Annotated in this window: 11 protein-coding genes; 4 read left to right on the top strand and 7 right to left on the bottom strand. The window is 61.1% G+C overall.

Annotated features, from left to right (window positions below; all coding sequences use genetic code 11):
* Nucleotides 1-8 precede the first annotated feature (8 nt).
* Complete coding sequence (locus QZZ60_RS01940; RefSeq protein WP_295637093.1) at nucleotides 9-2297, bottom strand: anaerobic ribonucleoside triphosphate reductase; 2289 nt, start codon at nucleotides 2295-2297, stop codon at nucleotides 9-11.
* A gap of 491 nt (nucleotides 2298-2788) precedes the next feature.
* Here QZZ60_RS01940 and QZZ60_RS01935 point away from each other — a divergent pair, with 491 nt between their 5' ends.
* The 4 genes from QZZ60_RS01935 to infB are packed head-to-tail and all read left to right on the top strand — an operon-like array spanning nucleotide 2789 to nucleotide 8071.
* Nucleotides 2789-3415, top strand: a complete 627-nt coding sequence (locus QZZ60_RS01935; protein WP_295637090.1) for a ribosome maturation factor — start codon at nucleotides 2789-2791, stop codon at nucleotides 3413-3415.
* Nucleotides 3412-4692: a transcription termination factor NusA gene (gene nusA / locus QZZ60_RS01930; protein WP_295637087.1), complete on the top strand. Its 1281-nt coding sequence runs from the start codon at nucleotides 3412-3414 to the stop codon at nucleotides 4690-4692. Before QZZ60_RS01935 ends, nusA begins: the two co-directional genes overlap by 4 nt.
* A gap of 3 nt (nucleotides 4693-4695) precedes the next feature.
* Nucleotides 4696-4938 carry a DUF448 domain-containing protein gene (locus QZZ60_RS01925; protein WP_294445656.1) on the top strand — a complete coding sequence of 81 codons (243 nt, stop codon included), beginning with the start codon at nucleotides 4696-4698 and terminating at the stop codon, nucleotides 4936-4938.
* Nucleotides 4931-8071, top strand: a complete 3141-nt coding sequence (gene infB, locus QZZ60_RS01920) for a translation initiation factor IF-2 (protein WP_295637083.1) — start codon at nucleotides 4931-4933, stop codon at nucleotides 8069-8071. Before QZZ60_RS01925 ends, infB begins: the two co-directional genes overlap by 8 nt.
* A gap of 371 nt (nucleotides 8072-8442) precedes the next feature.
* Here the strand turns inward: infB and QZZ60_RS01915 are convergent, their stop codons facing one another.
* From QZZ60_RS01915 to QZZ60_RS01890, 6 genes are all read right to left on the bottom strand, one after another.
* Nucleotides 8443-10374, bottom strand: a complete 1932-nt coding sequence (locus tag QZZ60_RS01915) for an FAD-dependent oxidoreductase (protein ID WP_295637080.1) — start codon at nucleotides 10372-10374, stop codon at nucleotides 8443-8445.
* Between the two features lie 209 nt (nucleotides 10375-10583).
* Entirely contained in the window at nucleotides 10584-11402 is an 819-nt protein-coding gene (locus tag QZZ60_RS01910) for an amidohydrolase family protein (protein ID WP_295637078.1), read from the bottom strand.
* Between the two features lie 112 nt (nucleotides 11403-11514).
* A complete protein-coding gene (locus tag QZZ60_RS01905) occupies nucleotides 11515-12498 on the bottom strand; it encodes a TAXI family TRAP transporter solute-binding subunit (protein ID WP_295637075.1) in 984 nt (327 codons plus the stop codon).
* Nucleotides 12499-12501: 3 nt separating this feature from the next.
* Entirely contained in the window at nucleotides 12502-13341 is an 840-nt protein-coding gene (locus QZZ60_RS01900) for an amidohydrolase family protein (RefSeq protein WP_295637072.1), read from the bottom strand.
* Between the two features lie 73 nt (nucleotides 13342-13414).
* Entirely contained in the window at nucleotides 13415-15331 is a 1917-nt protein-coding gene (locus QZZ60_RS01895) for a TRAP transporter permease (RefSeq protein ID WP_295637069.1), read from the bottom strand.
* Nucleotides 15332-15354: 23 nt separating this feature from the next.
* Nucleotides 15355-17274, bottom strand: coding sequence for an NAD(P)/FAD-dependent oxidoreductase (locus tag QZZ60_RS01890; protein WP_295637066.1), 1920 nt, complete (start codon nucleotides 17272-17274; stop codon nucleotides 15355-15357).
* Nucleotides 17275-17495: the final 221 nt, after the last annotated feature.

Raw genomic sequence — 17495 nt, 5'->3', positions numbered from 1 at the left:
AACGCTCCTTAAAGTTTGATATTCGCAATTTTGTCAGGGGCTTCGCTTTTTTCGTCGCTGGTGCGGCTGTCGCGGATGTAACCCTTGAGCTGTTTCAGAACGGAGAGGGGAATGCCTTCGCCGTCGTGTCTGCCGCAGCGGGGGCAGACATCGCCGATGATGCCGGTATACCCGCACACCGGATCGCGATCGACGGGATGGTTGATGGAGCCGTAGCCTATGCCCATTTCCTTCATGGCCTTGACGATGTCTTCAAAGGCCTGGAGGTTGTTGAGCGGATCGCCGTCCACTTCCACATAGCTGATGTGGCCGCCGTTGGTGAGGGCGTGATACGGAGCCTCAAGACGGATCTTGTTGAAGGCATTGATGGGGAAGTACACCGGAATGTGGAACGAGTTGGTGTAGTAGTCCCTGTCGGTGATGCCGGGAATCTCGCCGAAGAGCTTGCGGTCGTATTTGACGAAGCGGCCGGCGAGGCCTTCGGCGGGCGTGGCGATGACGGTGAAGTTGAGACCCGTTTCCTCGCCCTTGGCGTCGGAGCGCTCGCGGATGGTGCGCACGATGCGCAGGCCGAGTTCCTGAGCTTCTTCGGATTCGCCGTGATGGACGCCGATGAGGGCCTTGAGGCATTCGGCAAGACCGATGAAGCCCGTGGTCAGCGTGCCGTGCTTGAGCACTTCTCCCACTTCGTCGTTGGGCGCGAGTTCGTCGGAATCCAGCCAGATGCCCTGTCCCATGAGGAAGGGGTAGTTGCGGCAGCGCTTGTGGCTCTGAATTTCAAAGCGTTCGAGCAGCTGACCGAACACGAGGTCGATCTTTTCGTTGAGTTCCTCGAAGAATCCTTCCACGTCGCCGCGATGCTTGAGACCGAGGCGGGGCAGGTTGATGGACGTGAACGACAGGTTGCCGCGGCCGAAGGTGGTTTCGCGTTCAGGGTCGTAGCGGTTGGCCATGACGCGGGTGCGGCAGCCCATGTAGGCGACTTCATGGTTGGGGTCGTCGCCCTTGAGATATGGGGCGTTGAACGGGGCATCCATGAAGGAGAAGTTCGGGAACAGGCGCTTGGCCGACACGCGGCAGGCCAGCTTGAACATGTCGTAGTTGGGGTCTTCGGGGTTGAAGCTGTAGCCTTCGCGCACCTTGAAGATGTGGATGGGGAAGATGGGCGTTTCGCCGTTTCCGAGACCGGCATCTTCAGCCAGAAGGGTGTTCTTGATGACCATGCGGCCTTCGGGCGTGGTGTCCGTGCCGTAGTTGATGGAGCTGAAGGGCACCTGAGCGCCGGCACGGCTGTGCATGGTGTTCAGGTTGTGAATGAGCCCCTCCATGGCCTGATAGGTGTCCTTGTCGGTCTTGGCGACGGCCTTGTCGATGACATGGGAGGCTTCCTTTTCGGGAAGTTTCGCCGTGAGCTGCTCTTTCACGAAGGCAAGGCCGTCCTTGTCGAGAATGGACCGGAAGGAGGCGTATTCCCCGGTGGGGAAGGCATACTTGCGAAGCGCGGCCTTCACGTCCTTGCGGAAGTCTTCCGGCGCGTCGCGCATGTCGAGGGCGAGATCGACGTTCTTGATGAAGCTGCGGGCCACGCCCGGGGCAAGTCCGTACTCGAAGTTCGGAATGCTCTGACCGCCGTGCTGGTCGTTCTGGTTGGACTGGATGGCGATGCAGGCGAGCGCGCTTGCGCACTGGATGCTGTTGGGTTCGCGCAAAAAGCCGTGACCGGTGTTGAAGCCGCTCGTGAAGAGCTTTTTGATGTCGATCTGACAGCAGGTCGTGGTGAGGGAAAGAAAGTCCAGGTCGTGAATGTGGATGTCGCCCTCTTCGTGAGCGCGGCTGTACTCGGGCGAGAGCAGGTAGTTCTTGTAGAAAGCCTTGGCGGCTTCGCTGCCGTAGCGGAGCATGGTGCCCATGGGCGTGTCGCCGTCGATGTTGGCGTTTTCGCGCTTGAGATCAAGCTCCTTGGCATCGGTGAAGGAAAGATCCTTCAGGGTGTTCATGAGCCGGGTCTTCATTTCGCGTACGCGGGTGCGCTCGTTGCGATAGAGAATGTAGGCTTTGGCCGTGCGGGCATGGCCGGCTTCGATGAGAACCTTTTCCACCAGATCCTGCACATGTTCCACGTCAGGGGTGTCGTCGCCTTCGGCCTCGAGCATGTCGAGCACCTGATCGGCAAGGTTGCGGGACATGGCACGGTCGGTGCCTCCCTGCGCCTTGGCCGCGCGGAAGATCGCCTCGTCGATCTTGGCGATGTCGAAGGGGACAATTCTAGAGTCGCGTTTCTTGATGAAGCGAATCATAAACTCTGCAACCTCTGATGAACTTGAAAATTCCTGGGGATCCAGGGGTGTGCGCCGTATGCTCGGCTTTGTGGCAACAGCGCGATTATACAGACAAAAAAACTCGGGTTCCATACCGATGGACGGCGTTTTTGTCCGCTGTCCCAAGCCGATTGGGTATCTTTTTCCCCGACCCGAGAAGAAGAGCCTAGCCTGCCGGAAGAAGTGGGTCAAGCATCGTTCCGAAAAGAACTGAGGCTTATCCGATACTCTTATCATGAGATTTGTCTGAGGGCGCGGCTCCGGGGCGGCCCAAAAAATTTTTTGTGCAGGAAGCGGCCTCGAAGGAGCTCTTGACAACGCCCGGCGTCGCGGGTAAAACGTCTTCACGCAGTGGAAGGTAAGATTCATTTTGGGTCTTGCCTTTCTTACATCCTGATGCACCGCGCAAGGCGGTTCTGGTAGGGTGGCCTGACGACGGCCTCCCTTTTTTATTATATAAGGTATGATACATGGGAAAAGGTCTTTCTCCTGAACAGCTCGTCCGTCGCGTGCGCGAGGCGGCCGAGCCTGTCATCGCGTCGTTCGGCCTGATGCTGTGGGGCATCGAGGTCGTGGCCGGCGGGCGCACGGTGGTGCGCGTGTATGTGGATGCTCCGTCCGGCGCGGCCGCGGAAGGCGGCAGCGGTGAGGACGGCGTGCTGGAAGGCGTGTCCGTGGATCAGTGCGCGGAAATTTCGCGCATGGTGGGACTGGCGCTCGACGTGGACGAGGTGTTTTCCGACGCGTGGGTGCTGGAAGTTTCGTCTCCCGGCATGGACCGGCTGTTTTTCGAGCCCTCCCAGCTTGCTCCCTATGCGGGGCGCGAGCTGGACGTGACGCTCTCCGATCCCCATCCCGACATCGCCGGAAGGCGCAAGTTCAGGGGACCGCTCGTGAGCGTTTCGGGCGACTCTTTCGTCATGGAGGTGCTCCTTGCTCCCGCCGAGGGAGAAAAGCCCGCTCCTTCCGATGTTTCCATTCGATGGGACTGGGTAAGAAAGGCGCGCCTCGTCCCTGTTTTTCCTGACACCAGCAAGCCCGGAGCCGGAAAGAACGCGAAAAAGGCGGCCGGCAAAGGCGGAGGTAAGCAAGCATGAGCCTGGAACTGAAGAAAGCCATTGAACAGATCAGCAAGGACAGAGGGCTGGATCGTGATATGCTCATCAGCACGCTTGAAGAAGCCGTGCGCACGTCCGTGACCCGCAAGTACGGCGACGATCTGGACGTGGAAGTGCATTACAGCGACGACACCGGCGACATTGAGGTGTTCCAGTTCAAGTTCGTCGTGGACGAGGTGGAAGATCCCCTCACCCAGATTTCCCTGGAGGACGCCCGTCAGCACGATCCTTCCATTCAGATCGACGATGAAATGGGCTTCCGCCTCAAGGTGGAGGATCTCGGCCGCATCGCCGCCCAGTCCGCCAAGCAGGTGATCATCCAGCGCATGCGCGACGCCGAGCAGGAACTCATTTACGAAGAGTTCAAGGACCGTGTGGGCGAAATCGTGAGCGGCATGGTGCAGCGTCGCGACAAGGGCGGCTGGGTCATCAATCTCGGTCGTACCGAAGCTCTGCTGCCCCGCGAAGAGCAGATTCCCAGAGAGCATTACAAGCGCAACGACCGCATTCAGGCGCTCATCATCGACGTGCGCCGCGAAGGCCGCGGTCCGCAGGTCATCATTTCCCGGGCTCATCGCGACTACATGGCCGCGCTGTTCCGCCGCGAAGTGCCTGAAGTGGACGACGGCAGCGTGCAGATCATGGGTGTGGCCCGTGATCCCGGTTCCCGTGCCAAGGTGGCCGTGCTCTCCCGTGAGCGCGACATCGACGCCGTGGGCGCCTGCGTGGGCGTGCGCGGTTCCCGCATTCAGAACATCGTGCAGGAGCTGCACGGCGAGCGCATAGACATCGTGGTCTGGAGTCCCGACATCGCCACCTACGCCCGCAACGCTCTGGCTCCGGCCATCGTTTCCCGCATCAACGTGGACGAGGCTTCCAATCTTCTGGAAGTCACCGTGCCGGACGATCAGCTCACCAACGCCATCGGCCGCAAGGGCCAGAACGTCAAGCTGGCCGCCAAGCTTCTCGGCTGGAAGATCGATATTTTCACCGAATCCCGCTATCACGAAGCCAATGCCGCCGGCCGCGGCCTGGAACAGGTGGCCAGCGTGGCCGAGATTCCCGTGGACAGACTCATGGAAGCCGGTTTCCGTTCGCTCGACGCTCTGCGCGCCGCTTCGGACGAGGAACTTGCCGAAAAGCTTGAACTGACCTCCGCGCGCATTGCCGATCTGCGCGCCGCCGTGAATTTCCTCAGCCCCGTGGTGGAAGGCGAAGCCGAAGCCGAGGAAAAAACGGAATCCGGCGAGGAATAGAGCATGGAGGATTGGCAGGGACCCGTACGCATGTGTGTCGTATGCAGACGGCGCTTTGCCAAGTCGCAGCTCCTGCGTCATGTGTCTGCCCCAGAAGGCGCCGCCGCCGGGAACGGGCTTGAAGCAGATGAAGCTCAGACAAGGCCGGGAAGAGGCTGGTATGTATGCGACGACCCGGCTTGCCGGGCGCGTTTTGCGGGCATGAAATTCAGGCGCAAATCTCACAAGGGGAGAAAGAATGGATAAGATAAAGATAAAGGATGCCGCGCTCGAACAGGGCATGAAGCCCGAGGAGCTGGTGGCCCGCCTGCGCGAGGCCGGGATAGAAAAGACGGTCAAAGGTTCCATCTCCCCGGAAGAATACGAAAAAGTCAAGGTTAAAAAGTCGGAGGCCTCTGTGGAAGTTGTCCGCAAAGACGTTATTATACGTCGTCGTTCCAAGCCGGCAGCGGCGGAAGCTCCTGCCGCTCCCGTAGTCGAAGAGAAGGCCGCGGCTCCTGCCGCCGCGGTGGAAACCGCCGCTTCTGCCGCTCCCGAAACCGGAGCCGCGGAGGCGAAGAGCGCACCCGCCGCGGAAAAGGCCCCCAGAAAGGCCAGAGCTCCCCGCGAGGCCGCTCCCGTGGCGCGCATCGTGCGTCCTGCGCGCGTGGTGACGCCGGAGCCCGCACCCGCGGCGCCTGAGTCCGCCGCCGGGGCGTCGGAGAAGACGGCCGTCGCCGAAAAGCCTGCGGCTGAAAAGTCCGTCGCGGCCAGAAATGTCGAAGCGAAGCCCGCTGCCGAAGCCCGCGCGGTGGAAAAGCCCGCCGCCGAGAAGCCCGCTGCGGAAAAGGAAGCCGACAAGGCTCCCCGTGCCCGCAAGGTGGAGACTCCTGCGGCGCGCATCGTTTCGCCCCGTCCCGCCACGGTGGTGACGCCTGCCGCACAGGAAACGAAGCCCGAAGCGAAGGCCGCCGTGGTGACCGAAGCGCCGAAGCCCGAGCGCGCCCGCAGGGCTCCTGCCGCCTCCGCCGAGCCCGAAGGCTCTTCGCAGCCGAGTCTGCTGCCTCCCGTGCAGGAACGCCGTCATGTCTCCGAGGAGAATGAAGGCGAGGATGCCCGCAGAAAGGCGCAGCCCGCCGCCGACAGCGCTCCCCGCGTGCGCGTGATTTCCCGTCCCGACCCCACGCAGGCCCGCATCATCCGTCCCGCGTCGTCTTCCGAGAGCCGTCCCTCCCGCGACGGCGACTCCCGTCGCGACGGTGGTCGCCGCGACAACCGCAACGCCCGTCCCGACTCCCGTGACGGCCGCGAGAACGACAGCCGCGACAATCGCGACAATCGTCGTTCCGGCGGCAACCGTCCTTCCGGCAATCGTCCGGCGGGCCGTTCTTCCGGCGGTGCTTCCTTCACGCCTCCCTTCGGCCAGCAGCCTCCCATGGACAATGAGCAGAGCCGCAAGAAGCGCAACAACAAGACCCGCCGCACTCCCGACTTCCCTCAGGATTCCGACGATTTCAGCCGTCGTCACGGTGCCCCCGACATGGATGACGATGAGGGCATGGTCCGCACCCGCCGCTCGCACAAGCCCAAGAAGCAGCAGCATCAGGCGCAGAACCAGTCCACGCAGCCCATGAAGGCCGCAAAGCGCAAGATACGCATCGAGGAGTCCATCCGCGTGGCGGATCTGGCCCATCAGATGGGCGTGAAGTCCAGCGAGATCATCAAGATTCTGTTCGGTCTCGGCGTGATGGCCACCATCAACAACGCCCTCGACATCGACACGGCCACGCTGGTGGCCTCGGAATTCGGCTATGAGGTGGAAAAGGTGGGCTTCTCCGAAGAAGACTACCTGGTGCCCACCGTGGTGGATACGCCCGAAATGCTCAAGCCCCGTCCCCCGGTCGTGACCATCATGGGTCACGTCGACCACGGCAAGACCTCGCTTCTTGACGCCATCCGCAAGACCAGCGTGACCAGCGGCGAAGCGGGCGGCATCACGCAGCACATCGGCGCCTATCACGTCAAGACCAAGCGCGGCGACATCGTGTTCCTCGATACTCCCGGTCACGCGGCATTCACCGCCATGCGTGCCCGCGGCGCACAGGTGACCGACCTCGTGGTGCTCGTGGTGGCCGCCGATGACGGCGTCATGGAGCAGACCCGTGAAGCCATCAACCATTCCCGCGCCGCCGGCGTGCCCATTCTGGTGGCCGTGAACAAGATAGACAAGGAAACCGCCAATCCCGACCGCGTGCTTCGCGAGCTTTCCGAGCTCGGTCTTCAGCCCGAAGCCTGGGGCGGCGATACCGTGGTGGGCATGGTTTCCGCCAAAACCGGCAAGGGCCTCGACGAGCTTCTGGAGCTCATTGCCCTCCAGGCTGAAATTCTGGAACTCAAGGCCAACCCCAACAAGCCCGCCCGCGGTCACGTGGTGGAAGCCAAGCTCGACAAGGGCCGCGGTCCCGTGGCCACCGTGCTGGTGCAGGAAGGCACGCTCCATCAGGGCGACGTCTTCGTGTGCGGCGTGTTTGCCGGTCGCGTGCGTGCGCTGTTCAACGATCAGGGCCGCAAGATCAAGGAAGCCGGTCCCTCCATGCCCGTGGAAATCCAGGGCTTTGAAGGCGTGCCGGAAGCCGGTGACGAGTTCGTGTGTCTCGATGACGAAAAGCTGGCCCGTCGCATCGCCGAATCCCGCGCAACCAAGCTGCGCGAGAAGGAGCTTGCCAAGGTGTCCCGCGTGACCCTTGAGAACTTCCTCAAGCAGAGCGCCGACACGCAGGAAGCGCAGGTGCTCAACGTGGTGCTCAAGGCCGACGTGCAGGGCTCTTTGGAAGCCATTACCGAATCTCTGCGCAAGCTCAGCACCGACAAGGTCCGCATCGACATCATCCATGGCGGTGCCGGCGCCATTTCGGAATCCGACGTCATGCTGGCCGCGGCTTCCAACGCCATCATCATCGGCTTCAACGTGCGTCCTACGGCAAAAGTCAAGGAAGTGGCCGAGCAGGAGCAGGTGGACATCCGCTTCTATGACATCATCTACAAGCTGGTGGATGAGATCAAGAGCGCCATGGCCGGTCTGCTGGCTCCCGTTTCCAAGGAAGTCTACCTCGGACAGGCGGAAGTTCGCCAGACCTTCTCCGTGCCCAAGATCGGTCTCATCGCCGGCTGCATGGTCACCGACGGCAAGATCACCCGCACGGCCAACGTGCGTCTGCTTCGTGACGGCGTGGTGGTCTACACCGGCAAGGTGGCGTCCCTCAAGCGCCTCAAGGACGACGCCCGTGAGGTGGTGCGCAACCTTGAATGCGGCGTGGGGCTCGAAAACTTCCACGACATCAAGATCGGCGACATCATCGAAGCCTTCGAGGTGGTGGAAGAGGCGGCCTCTCTCGACTAGCCCGAGCGTCCCGGGGCATCGCGTTTCCGGGACGGATTTCCGCTCGTTTTTTTCAGGCGCTTTTTGAAAGAACGGAGCGGGAAGAACAATGCATGCGACAGTGCCGGAAGAACGGATCCGTTCTTCCGGCACTGATGCTTTAACCGGTCGGAATGCCTTGCCGTCTGCGGCCATGAGGAAAATCCTTTCTGGCGGGCCTTCCGTGGCCCTTCGCGGAAGGAAAAGCACCGGTAAAGGCGGCGTGTATGCTGCACGACATGAAAACGCGCCGCCCTGCAAAACGCGGGACGGCGCGTTGCCGTACAGTGCGACGGGAACGATCCGGCATGAGAAGAACCAGGTTCCCGAGGACTGCGGAGGACGGCGCGCGATCAGATGGCCCGGACGGCGTTCATGGCGTCGCTCGTGGCCTGAAGAATCTTTCCGGCGTGCACGCAGTCGCCTATGGCCGTGCAGCGTATGCCTGCCTCGTCCAGTTCCTTTTTGAGCGTCTGGTCGGCGCGTGAGCCTAAGGCGAGCACCACGGAATCGAAAGGTTCCGTCTCGGTGGCATTCCCCTGTCCGTCAAGCACGGTCACGCGTCCCCTGTTCAGGGACCGAACCTTGCAGTCCGTGCGTATCGTTACGCCGAGGGCGGCAAGGCGTCCTTTGAGCGATTCGCGCATGGGGGCGTACATGTCTCTTGCGATGTCGTTCGTCATTTCCACGATTTCCACGTGACGGCCTGTGCGGGCGATTTCCTCGGCCGTTTCCGCCCCCACGAGGCCGCCGCCTATGACGACCACGCGCCTGCCGAGCTTTTCAAGGCTGTCGCGCAGAACGTCGTGGGCAAAGAAGTGCGGCGTGTCCTCCAGACCGGGGAAGGGAAGGGAAAGCGGGAGGCTGCCCGTGGCCACGATCACGTGATCCGCGCCGAAAGATCTGATGAAGTCGGCGTCCACGGGACAGTTCAGCCGGATGTCCACGTCGGCATCCTTCAGTCTGCGTTCCATGTGGAAGAGGTAGATGGCTATGTCGGTTTTCAGGGGCGGCAGGGAGGCGAGGAAGAACTGTCCTCCGAGACGGTCACTCTTTTCACAGAGCGTGACGCGGTGTCCCCGTCTGGCCGCGTACCATGCCGCCTCCATGCCGGCGGGACCGCCGCCGATCACGAGCACAGTGCCGGGACGGGCGGATTTTTCCGACGGCGAGCATTCCTTTTCATGCCCCATGAAGGGGTTGATGGCGCACAGCGTGTCCAGTCCCTGCCCGGTGCGCAGGGCGCAGCCGTCGTTGCAGCCGAGGCAGGGGCGCACGGCATTGAATTTTCCGGCGGCGCACAGCGAGGGGAGTTCAGGGTCGGCAATGAGGGCGCGCCCCATGGCCACGAAGTCGGCTATGCCGTTCTGAATGATGTCTTCGGCCTGAAACACCGTCTTGATGCGGCCTGCGAGAATGAGCGGAAAATCCGGTCCCACGGCCTGCCGCACGGCGACGGCTCGGGCGAGGTTGATGATGCGGCCTTCCGTGGCGGGCGGAATCACCGTGTTGGGCGTGGCATAGTTGCCGGACACGATATGGATGGCGTCGATGCCGCATTTGGAAAAGATGGCGGCCGCGGCCGCGCCGTCCTGCAGGGAAAGTCCTCCGGGATGGCTTTCTTCCACGGAAAGTCGCAGAGTGACGGTAAAGTCGTCTCCCGTCGCCTCGCGCACGGCGCGGATGATCTCGCGGCAGAATCTGGTTCTGTTTTCCAGAGAGCCGCCGTATTCGTCGGTTCGCCTGTTGGTATAGGGGGACAGAAACTGGGAAAGAAGATAGCCGTGCGCGCCGTGTATTTCCACGGCGTCGAATCCGGCGGCCTTCGCCCGGCGGGCGGCATCGGCAAAGCGCCGGATGATGGTCCGGATTTCTTCCTTGTCCAGAACGTGCACAGGTTCGTCCGAGTAGGAGACCGGGCAGTCGGAAGGCGCGACGATGATCTGTCCGGTGATGGCGCGGGAGGTCTCGCGACCGGCATGATGCAGCTGCACGGAAATTTTTCCGCCCATGTCGTGGACGGCTTTGGTCAGCCGGGCAAGGCCGGGAATCCTGTTGTCGTCGTCTATGCGGATGCCGTGGGCGAAGCCCAGGCCCTGCGGGTCGACGCAGGTGGCCTCAAGAGTGTAGAGGCCCACGCCTCCTCTGGCCCGTTCCGCGGCGTAGGCGATGAGTCTGTCGGTGACGAATCCGTCCTCGGAGGCGAAGCCGGTGACCATGGGGGGATAGATAAGACGGTTGCGCAGTTCGATGCGGCCGAGCGTCGCGGGTTCAAGGCATTTCATGGGAAAATCCTTATGGAGTTTTTCTTTGGACAGGGAGACGGCTCCGGCGCGGGAGACACGGCGGAATTTGAAGAAACGGCGTCTGGTGGGAGAATGCTTTTCCTTGGGAAGGACGGCGGGGCGTTGTGGCGTTCCGGCTCCCGCAGTCCGGGGAAGGCTGGTGGAGAAAACACGCCGGGCTTTTCGCCCGGCGTGTTTCAGAAGAGAGCCTAGTTCAGACCGAACAGGCGTTCTGCGTTCTCGTGCAGGATCTTGGGGAGCACCATGGGGTCGTAGCCCTGAGCCAGGAACTTGGGCAGAGCCTGCGTGTAGTCGGCGTAGGGATAGGCCGAGGCGTAGCACATCTTGTCGCCGATGCAGGTGTTGGCGGCCTTGACGAGCAGGTCGGCGCCGGGAAGATGACGGTAGATGGAGCTTTCAAAATACAGGTTTTCATGACGCCAGACGATGGCGATGAGTTCCTGAGTGTAGGGGAAGCCGGCGTGGGAGAGCAGCACCTTGAGGTTGGGGAGATCCGCGCAGATGTGGTCCACGGGGAGCGGGCTGCCCCATTCCATATAGGAGCCGCAGCGGATGGGCAGAGGTCCTATGGTGATGATGACGGGCACGCCGAGTTCGGCGCACTTTTCGTAGATGGGATAGAAGCGTTTGTCGTCGGCGGTGGTCTTCAGGGCGAAGGGGTCAACGGAAACACCCTTGAGGCCGAGATCCTTGACTGCGTGTTCGATGTCGTCCTTGACGTGTTCGTTGAGCGGATCGGCGCCGGCGACGCCGATGAACACGGGATACTTGGCCACGAGATCGGCGATGTACTGGTTGGGAATGTAGGCTCCGCCCGTGGAACGCATGTCGCGACCCGAGCACACTGCGCCGGTGATGCCCATCTTCTTGAAATATTTCATGGTGACGTCAAGAGGCTCGGGCTTGAGCGGGCGGGTCTGGGTGACCCAGAAGTTCGCGGGTTCGGGATTGATGTAGCATTCAAATTCAGGCGTCAGAGGACGGAAGCGGCAGTCGATGATGGCCATGAGAAAAACTCCTGTAGGGAAATAGTTGGATGGGGAAGGGGGGCCGCAGGAAGATCGGGCTCGGGGAGGGGATGTTCCCGTCTTCCGGCGGGAACATCCCCGGAAGGAACGGCTACTGCATGCAGCCTATTTCACGATAGTACCTGGCCGCGCCGGGATGGATTTCAATGGGCAGATCCTTGCAGACGCGTTCGGGGGTGATGGTGTCCCAGGCGGGGAAGGCGAGGGCTATGTCCTTGCGGCCTTCCACCAGAGCCTTGGCCATTTTGTAGGCGTCCTCGTCGGACACGTCCGCATTGATGACCAGACCGCTGGGAGCGGTGATGATGGGCACGTCTTCCTTCACCATGGGCTTATACATGGTGGAGGGAAGGATGCCGGGAGTCATGGCGTACTTGTCCTTGAGGTCCGACAGCAGTTTGTCGTCAAAGGGAATGAATCGGAGATCCATGTCCTTGATGAGCTCGGATATGGCAAAGTGCTCGCCGGGGTTGGTCATGCTCATGACGTCGAGCTGACCTTCGCGCATCATGCTGGCGCATTCGTTGGGAGTGCCTCCGTAGAGCGTGAATCCGCGGTTCTGCAGCTCCTTCTTGGAGTAGCCGAGACAGGCGAAGGTCCAGCGCACGAACATTTCCGCGTTGCCGCCCACCTTGGAACCGAGGAAGACGCGCAGAGGCTTCTTGCTTTCCACGATGTCGCGGACGGTCTTGATTTCGCTGTCCGTGGGGACGGCGAAGATGACGCGGGTCATGTCGTCGAGATTGGCCAGAGCCTTGACGTTGACGGGCTTTCTGAAGGGTTCGACGCCGTCATGGGCGGCTTTCATGAAGGTGACGGCGGTAATGCCGATGAGGCTCTTGCCCTGTTCGACACGCATCACGTTGGTGATGCCGCCGCCGGTGAACAGCGTGGTATCGAATTCGGGATACATGCCGGAAAGCACCTTGGCGTAAGCGCCGAGGCCCACGTACCAGGCTCCGCCGGGAGCTGAGGCGGCAATGTCGACGCTTTTCTTTTCAACGGCATGAGAGGAAAGGGGGGCGACGGTGATGGCCGCGGCACACAGAGTGAGGGCGAGAATCCTTTTCAGCATGGCTTACTCCTGAGGAAGCTGGATGTTGAACAGTTCTGCGGCGTTCTTGTAAAGCAGCTTGGGAAGCACTTCTTCCTTGAAGAGGGTCTTGAAGATGGCGAGGCTTTCGACGATGGGCATGAGAGGGTAGGCGGAACCGAACAGGAAGCGGTCCTGCAGCCAGGTGTTGGCGGCGGCGATGTAGTCCTGCGCTCCGGAGTTGTTCATGAGATACATGTCGGGGCACAGCCAGATGTTTTCCTGCCAGAAGCAGGCGCCGATGACGGCCTGCACCCAGGGCCAGCCGCCGTGGGACACCATGAATCTGCCGTTGGGGAAGTCGGCGGCGATGCGGCTGATGATTTCGGGATTGCTGTAGGACACGTCGGGGCCGGCGCGGCCGCCGAGCATGAGAATGACGGGAATCTTGTGGGCCTGGCACATTTCATAGATGGGGTAGAGACGGCGATCGTTGGCATACAGAGGAACGGCGCAGGCTCCGGGTTCCATGGAAACGGCCTTGAGCGGACCGTTGATGACGTGTTTTTCAATGTCGGCCATGGCCGAGGGAACGTTGGAGCAGTCCAGACCGGCGGCGCCCATGATGCGGCCGCCGAAATGCTCCGTCATTTCCACGACGTCGTCGTTGGAAACGTTGTAGCGGAAGTGGCCGTTGCGGCCTGTGGCGAGCGCGTAGGTGATGCCGGCTTCGTCCATTTCCTTGAGCATGAGCTCTTCGGAAATCTGCTGGACGGATTCAGGAGAAGTCAGGCCGAATTTGGCGCTGAAGGCCTTGTTGGCGGCCGGAGAGTACTGCTGCTTGAAGCTCTTGAACGGGGGGCGGAGTCTTACGTCGATGACCATGATGATTCTCCTTGTGGAAAAATTGGTTGCTGTTTTAGGGGAAACGTTCCTTTGTTTGCGGAAAGGACGGGCATCAGTCTTCAGGGAGCGTGCATTCCTCTCCGACGGCGGGGATGGGGTTCTTCTTGTTGCGGATGTACTGGCAGACGATGACGAAGCCCATGCAGGCGAGCCCTATGACGTCGGTGATGAACCCGGGGTAGAACAGACAGAGCCCGCCGATGAGGAGCAGCGCCCGTTCAGGCACGGTGCAGGAGCGGAGCAGCCAGTTCTGAAGCGCTCCGGACAGGCCGATGACGCCGATGATGGCCGTTATGGTGGCGGTGATCGAGGAAGCGATGTCGCCCTGCCAGAGCAGCGAAGGTTCGTACACGAACATGATGGGCACCACGAATGCGACCACGCCGAGCTTCATGGAGGTGAATCCCGTCTTCATGGGATCGGCTTCGGCGATGTTGGCGCCTGCGTAGGCGGCCACGCACACCGGAGGCGTGATGAAGGAGAGAATGGCATAGTAGAAGCAGAACATATGTGCGACGAGAGGAGCGAGCCCCATCTTGATGAGCGCGGGAGCGCCGAGCGTGGCTACCACGATGTAGGCGGGAGTGGTGGGCATGCCCATGCCGAGAATGAAGCTTGTGATCATGAGCAGCACGAGCATGACGAACAGATGCCCGTCGGCCACGTTGGTGAGCACGTTGATGAACTTGAAGCCTATGCCGGTGTAGTTGATGACGCCGACGACGATGCCGGAGGCCGCGCAGCAGGCCACCACCATGAGGGAGGAGGAAGCCGCGGCGTACAGGGTGTCGAGGAAGCGCTTGAAGGTGAAACGGGTGTCCTTGCGGAGGAAGGAAAGCAGGAGAATGGAGCCTGTGGCCATGTTGGCGCATATGGCGGCGCTGCGGCCGTCGAGCATGATGACGACGAGCACGACCAGGGGAATGAGGTAGTAGATGCGGGTGAGAATGCTTCTGAGAGACGGGACGAGTTCGGAACTGATGAGACCGAGGCCGCGTCTGCGGGCTTCAAAGTGTATCATGACCCACAGTGCCAGATAGTACAGGACGGCGGGCAGGAGGGCGGCCTTGGCTACTTCGAGATAGGGAACATTGCAGAATTCGGCCATCATGAAGGCCGCGGCGCCCATGACGGGGGGCATGATCTGGCCGCCCGTGGAGGCGACGGCTTCCACGGCGCCGGCGAAATGAGGCTGATAGCCGCATTTCTTCATGAGCGGAATGGTGAACACGCCGGTGGTATAGACGTTGCCTGCGGAGGAACCGGAAATGGTGCCGAAGAGCGCGCTGGCGAAAATGGCCACCTTGGCCGGACCGCCCTGGGACTTGCGCGTGAGACGGTAGGCAAGATCCATGAAGATGCTGCTCATGTTGGAGCCTTCAAGGAAGGCGCCGAACATCATGAAGGCAAAGAGGGTGTTGCAGGCCAGCATGATGGGAATGCCGTACACGCCTTCGCCGGTGAGGTACATGTTTTCGGCAATGTTTTCCAGCGTCGCGCCGTTATGCCGTATGAAGGAGGGCAGCTTGTCGCCCCACAGAAAGTAGGCGAAGAAGACTATGGCCACGGTGAACAGCGGCAGCCCCGTCATGCGGCGCGTGGCTTCCAGAGAGAGGCCCACGAGAATGTAGGCGAGAGCCATGGCTTCCTGAGGCACTTCGTCAATGAAGGCCATGCGCTCCTGCAGCACTTCGTAGTTGAAGTACAGGTACACCGAGGTGGCGATGGAGCAGACCACCAGAATGAGATCGATGAGCAGCAGGATGACCGGCTCTTTTTTGCCTTCTTTTACTTTTATGGCCGGCTGGGTGAGAAAGATCATGGTCAGCGCGAAGCTCAGGAAGATGGCCGCAAGCAGGGAGCCTTCGAGAACGCCGTACCCGACGGTGTAGTACAGCTGAAAGAGCGTCATGGCTATGCCTATGGGATAGGCGGCCTTCTTCAGCGATTCCCGGGACAGGATGGACATGAATTACCTCCGATGCTCAGGGATTACAGGGACCAGGCCGCCAGGAAGCCCTGACGGACGGCGGTGATGACCTTGCCGGGGCGGACGCAGTCGCCGGCGGCCTGAACGGGCAGACCTGCTTCGGCCATCTGCTGCTGGAGAACGTTGCGGGAGCGGTAGCCGAAAGCCATGACGAGCGAGTCGAACTCGTCGAGAGAGCGTTCCGTGCGCAGAGCGCTGCGCACCTTGACGTGCAGACCGGAGACTTCCAGCACTTCCGTGTTGAGCAGAGCCTTGACGCCGAGCTCTTTGAGACGGGCCATCATGAAGATGCGGGTGCGGTTTTCCATGTCCGGGGCGAGCGTGTCTCGAAGCTCGAGAATGGTGACTTCCCTGCCCTGTTCCGCCAGCATTTCCGCGGTTTCGCAGCCTACGAGTCCTCCGCCGAGGATGAGGACCCTGCGTCCTGTTTCGCGTCCCATGAGAACGTCCTGAGCCGTGACGGCTCCGGTGTTTTTGCAGAAGCAGGGAACAACGGGCTCGCTGCCGGTGGCTGCAATGGTCATGTCAGGATTGAGGGAGCGTATGAGCTCTACGTCGGCTTCCACGCCGAGCCGCACGTCCATGCCGGACTGGCGTACGGAGTGTTCCAGGTAAAGACGCAGCTTTTCAAAGGCGCTCTTGTGGGGTGGCCGGCATGCCACGTGCAGAAGGCCGCCCACGGTGTCCGCGCGTTCGATGAGCGTGACGTGATGTCCTTTTCCTCTGGCCGTGAGTGCCGCTTCAAGTCCGGCGGGACCGGCGCCGACGACGACGATGTTCTTCGGGGTCGTCGTACGGATGTAGGGAAACCTTGCTTCCTGTCCGGCCCGGGGATTCACGGCACAGGTCACATTTCCGAAGGGGGCGCTCACGCAGCCCTCGTTGCAGGAAAGACAGGGAGCGATGGAGGAGAACTTTCCGGCCTGGCTCTTGGCGGGAAGATAGGGATCGGCGATGAGCGGACGGCCCATGACGATCATGTCGGCCTTGCCTGCGGCGAGGATGGATTCGGCAAGCTGCGTGTTATGGATCCGGCCCACGACAGCCACGGGAACGCGTGCGTTCACGGCTTTGCGCACGGCGGCGGCGCGGTTTGCGTTGAAGCCTTCGGGAAGCACGGCCGGCGGGATGGTGTAGCGGTTGGTTTCACAGGCGCCGACGCTGATGTTCAGTGCGTCTATGCCGTTGTCCACAAAAGCCCGGGCTATGGGAAGAGACTTCTCCAGCGTGAGGCCGGTGCCGTTGAACTCATCGACGCTCAGACGCACGGTGATGGGGAAGTCCTTTCCCACGGCCTCGCGGCAGGCCCGGAGCACTTCCAGCGGGAAGCGCAGGCGGTTTTCTTCGCTGCCGCCGTATTCGTCCTGTCGGAAGTTTGTGAAGGTGGAGAGAAACTGATTGATCAGGTATCCGTGCGCGCCGTGAAGCTCGATGAGGTCGAATCCGGCCTTTTTTGCTCGAACGGCCGCTTCCGCATAGACCTTCACGATATCGGCGATGTCTTCTCGGGTGAGCACCCGGGCCCCTTCATAGGGAGTGACGTCGGGAATGTAGGAGACGAGCTTTATGGGGCCGCCGTTGGTCAGGGGATTGGAGGTACGGCCGCCATGCTGAAGCTGAAGTCCTACCTTGCCGCCGCAGGCGTGTATGGCCTGCGTGAGTCTGGTGAGTCCGGGAATCATGGCATCCTTGTCGACGCCGAGGCCGAATTTGTAGCTGTCGCCCTGGCGTTCCACATAGGTGGCCTCGATCATGATGAGGCCGACGCCTCCGCGGGCTCTTTCCGCGTAGTAGTGAATCATCTGATCGGTCACTTCGCCGTTGCTGGCGGCATACTGCGTGACCATGGAAGACATGATAAGGCGGTTTTTCAACGTGAGAGTGTTGATGGTGACGGGAGAAAAGAGAATACTGGTTTCCATATTGCCCTCTGCTGTGGAGCTTGATGTTGCCGGACGGCCGCTGACATGTATGGAAACCGGCCGTCGTCATGCAAATTGCAAAATCCGTACCAAAGAGGGCAGTATATAAAAATATAATTTTTCAAGGGTGTTATATTGATGACCCTCGTTGCTGGCGGCAATGTGGACTTTGGACTTTTTTGAACATGATGGATGGAGCGCGGAGCGTAAATTTGCTGATT

The organism is uncultured Mailhella sp., from assembly GCF_905187505.1.
Taxonomy (GTDB): domain Bacteria; phylum Desulfobacterota; class Desulfovibrionia; order Desulfovibrionales; family Desulfovibrionaceae; genus Mailhella.
The sequence above is the reverse complement of the archived record's forward strand: the minus strand, read 5'-3'. Positions and strand labels throughout refer to the sequence as shown.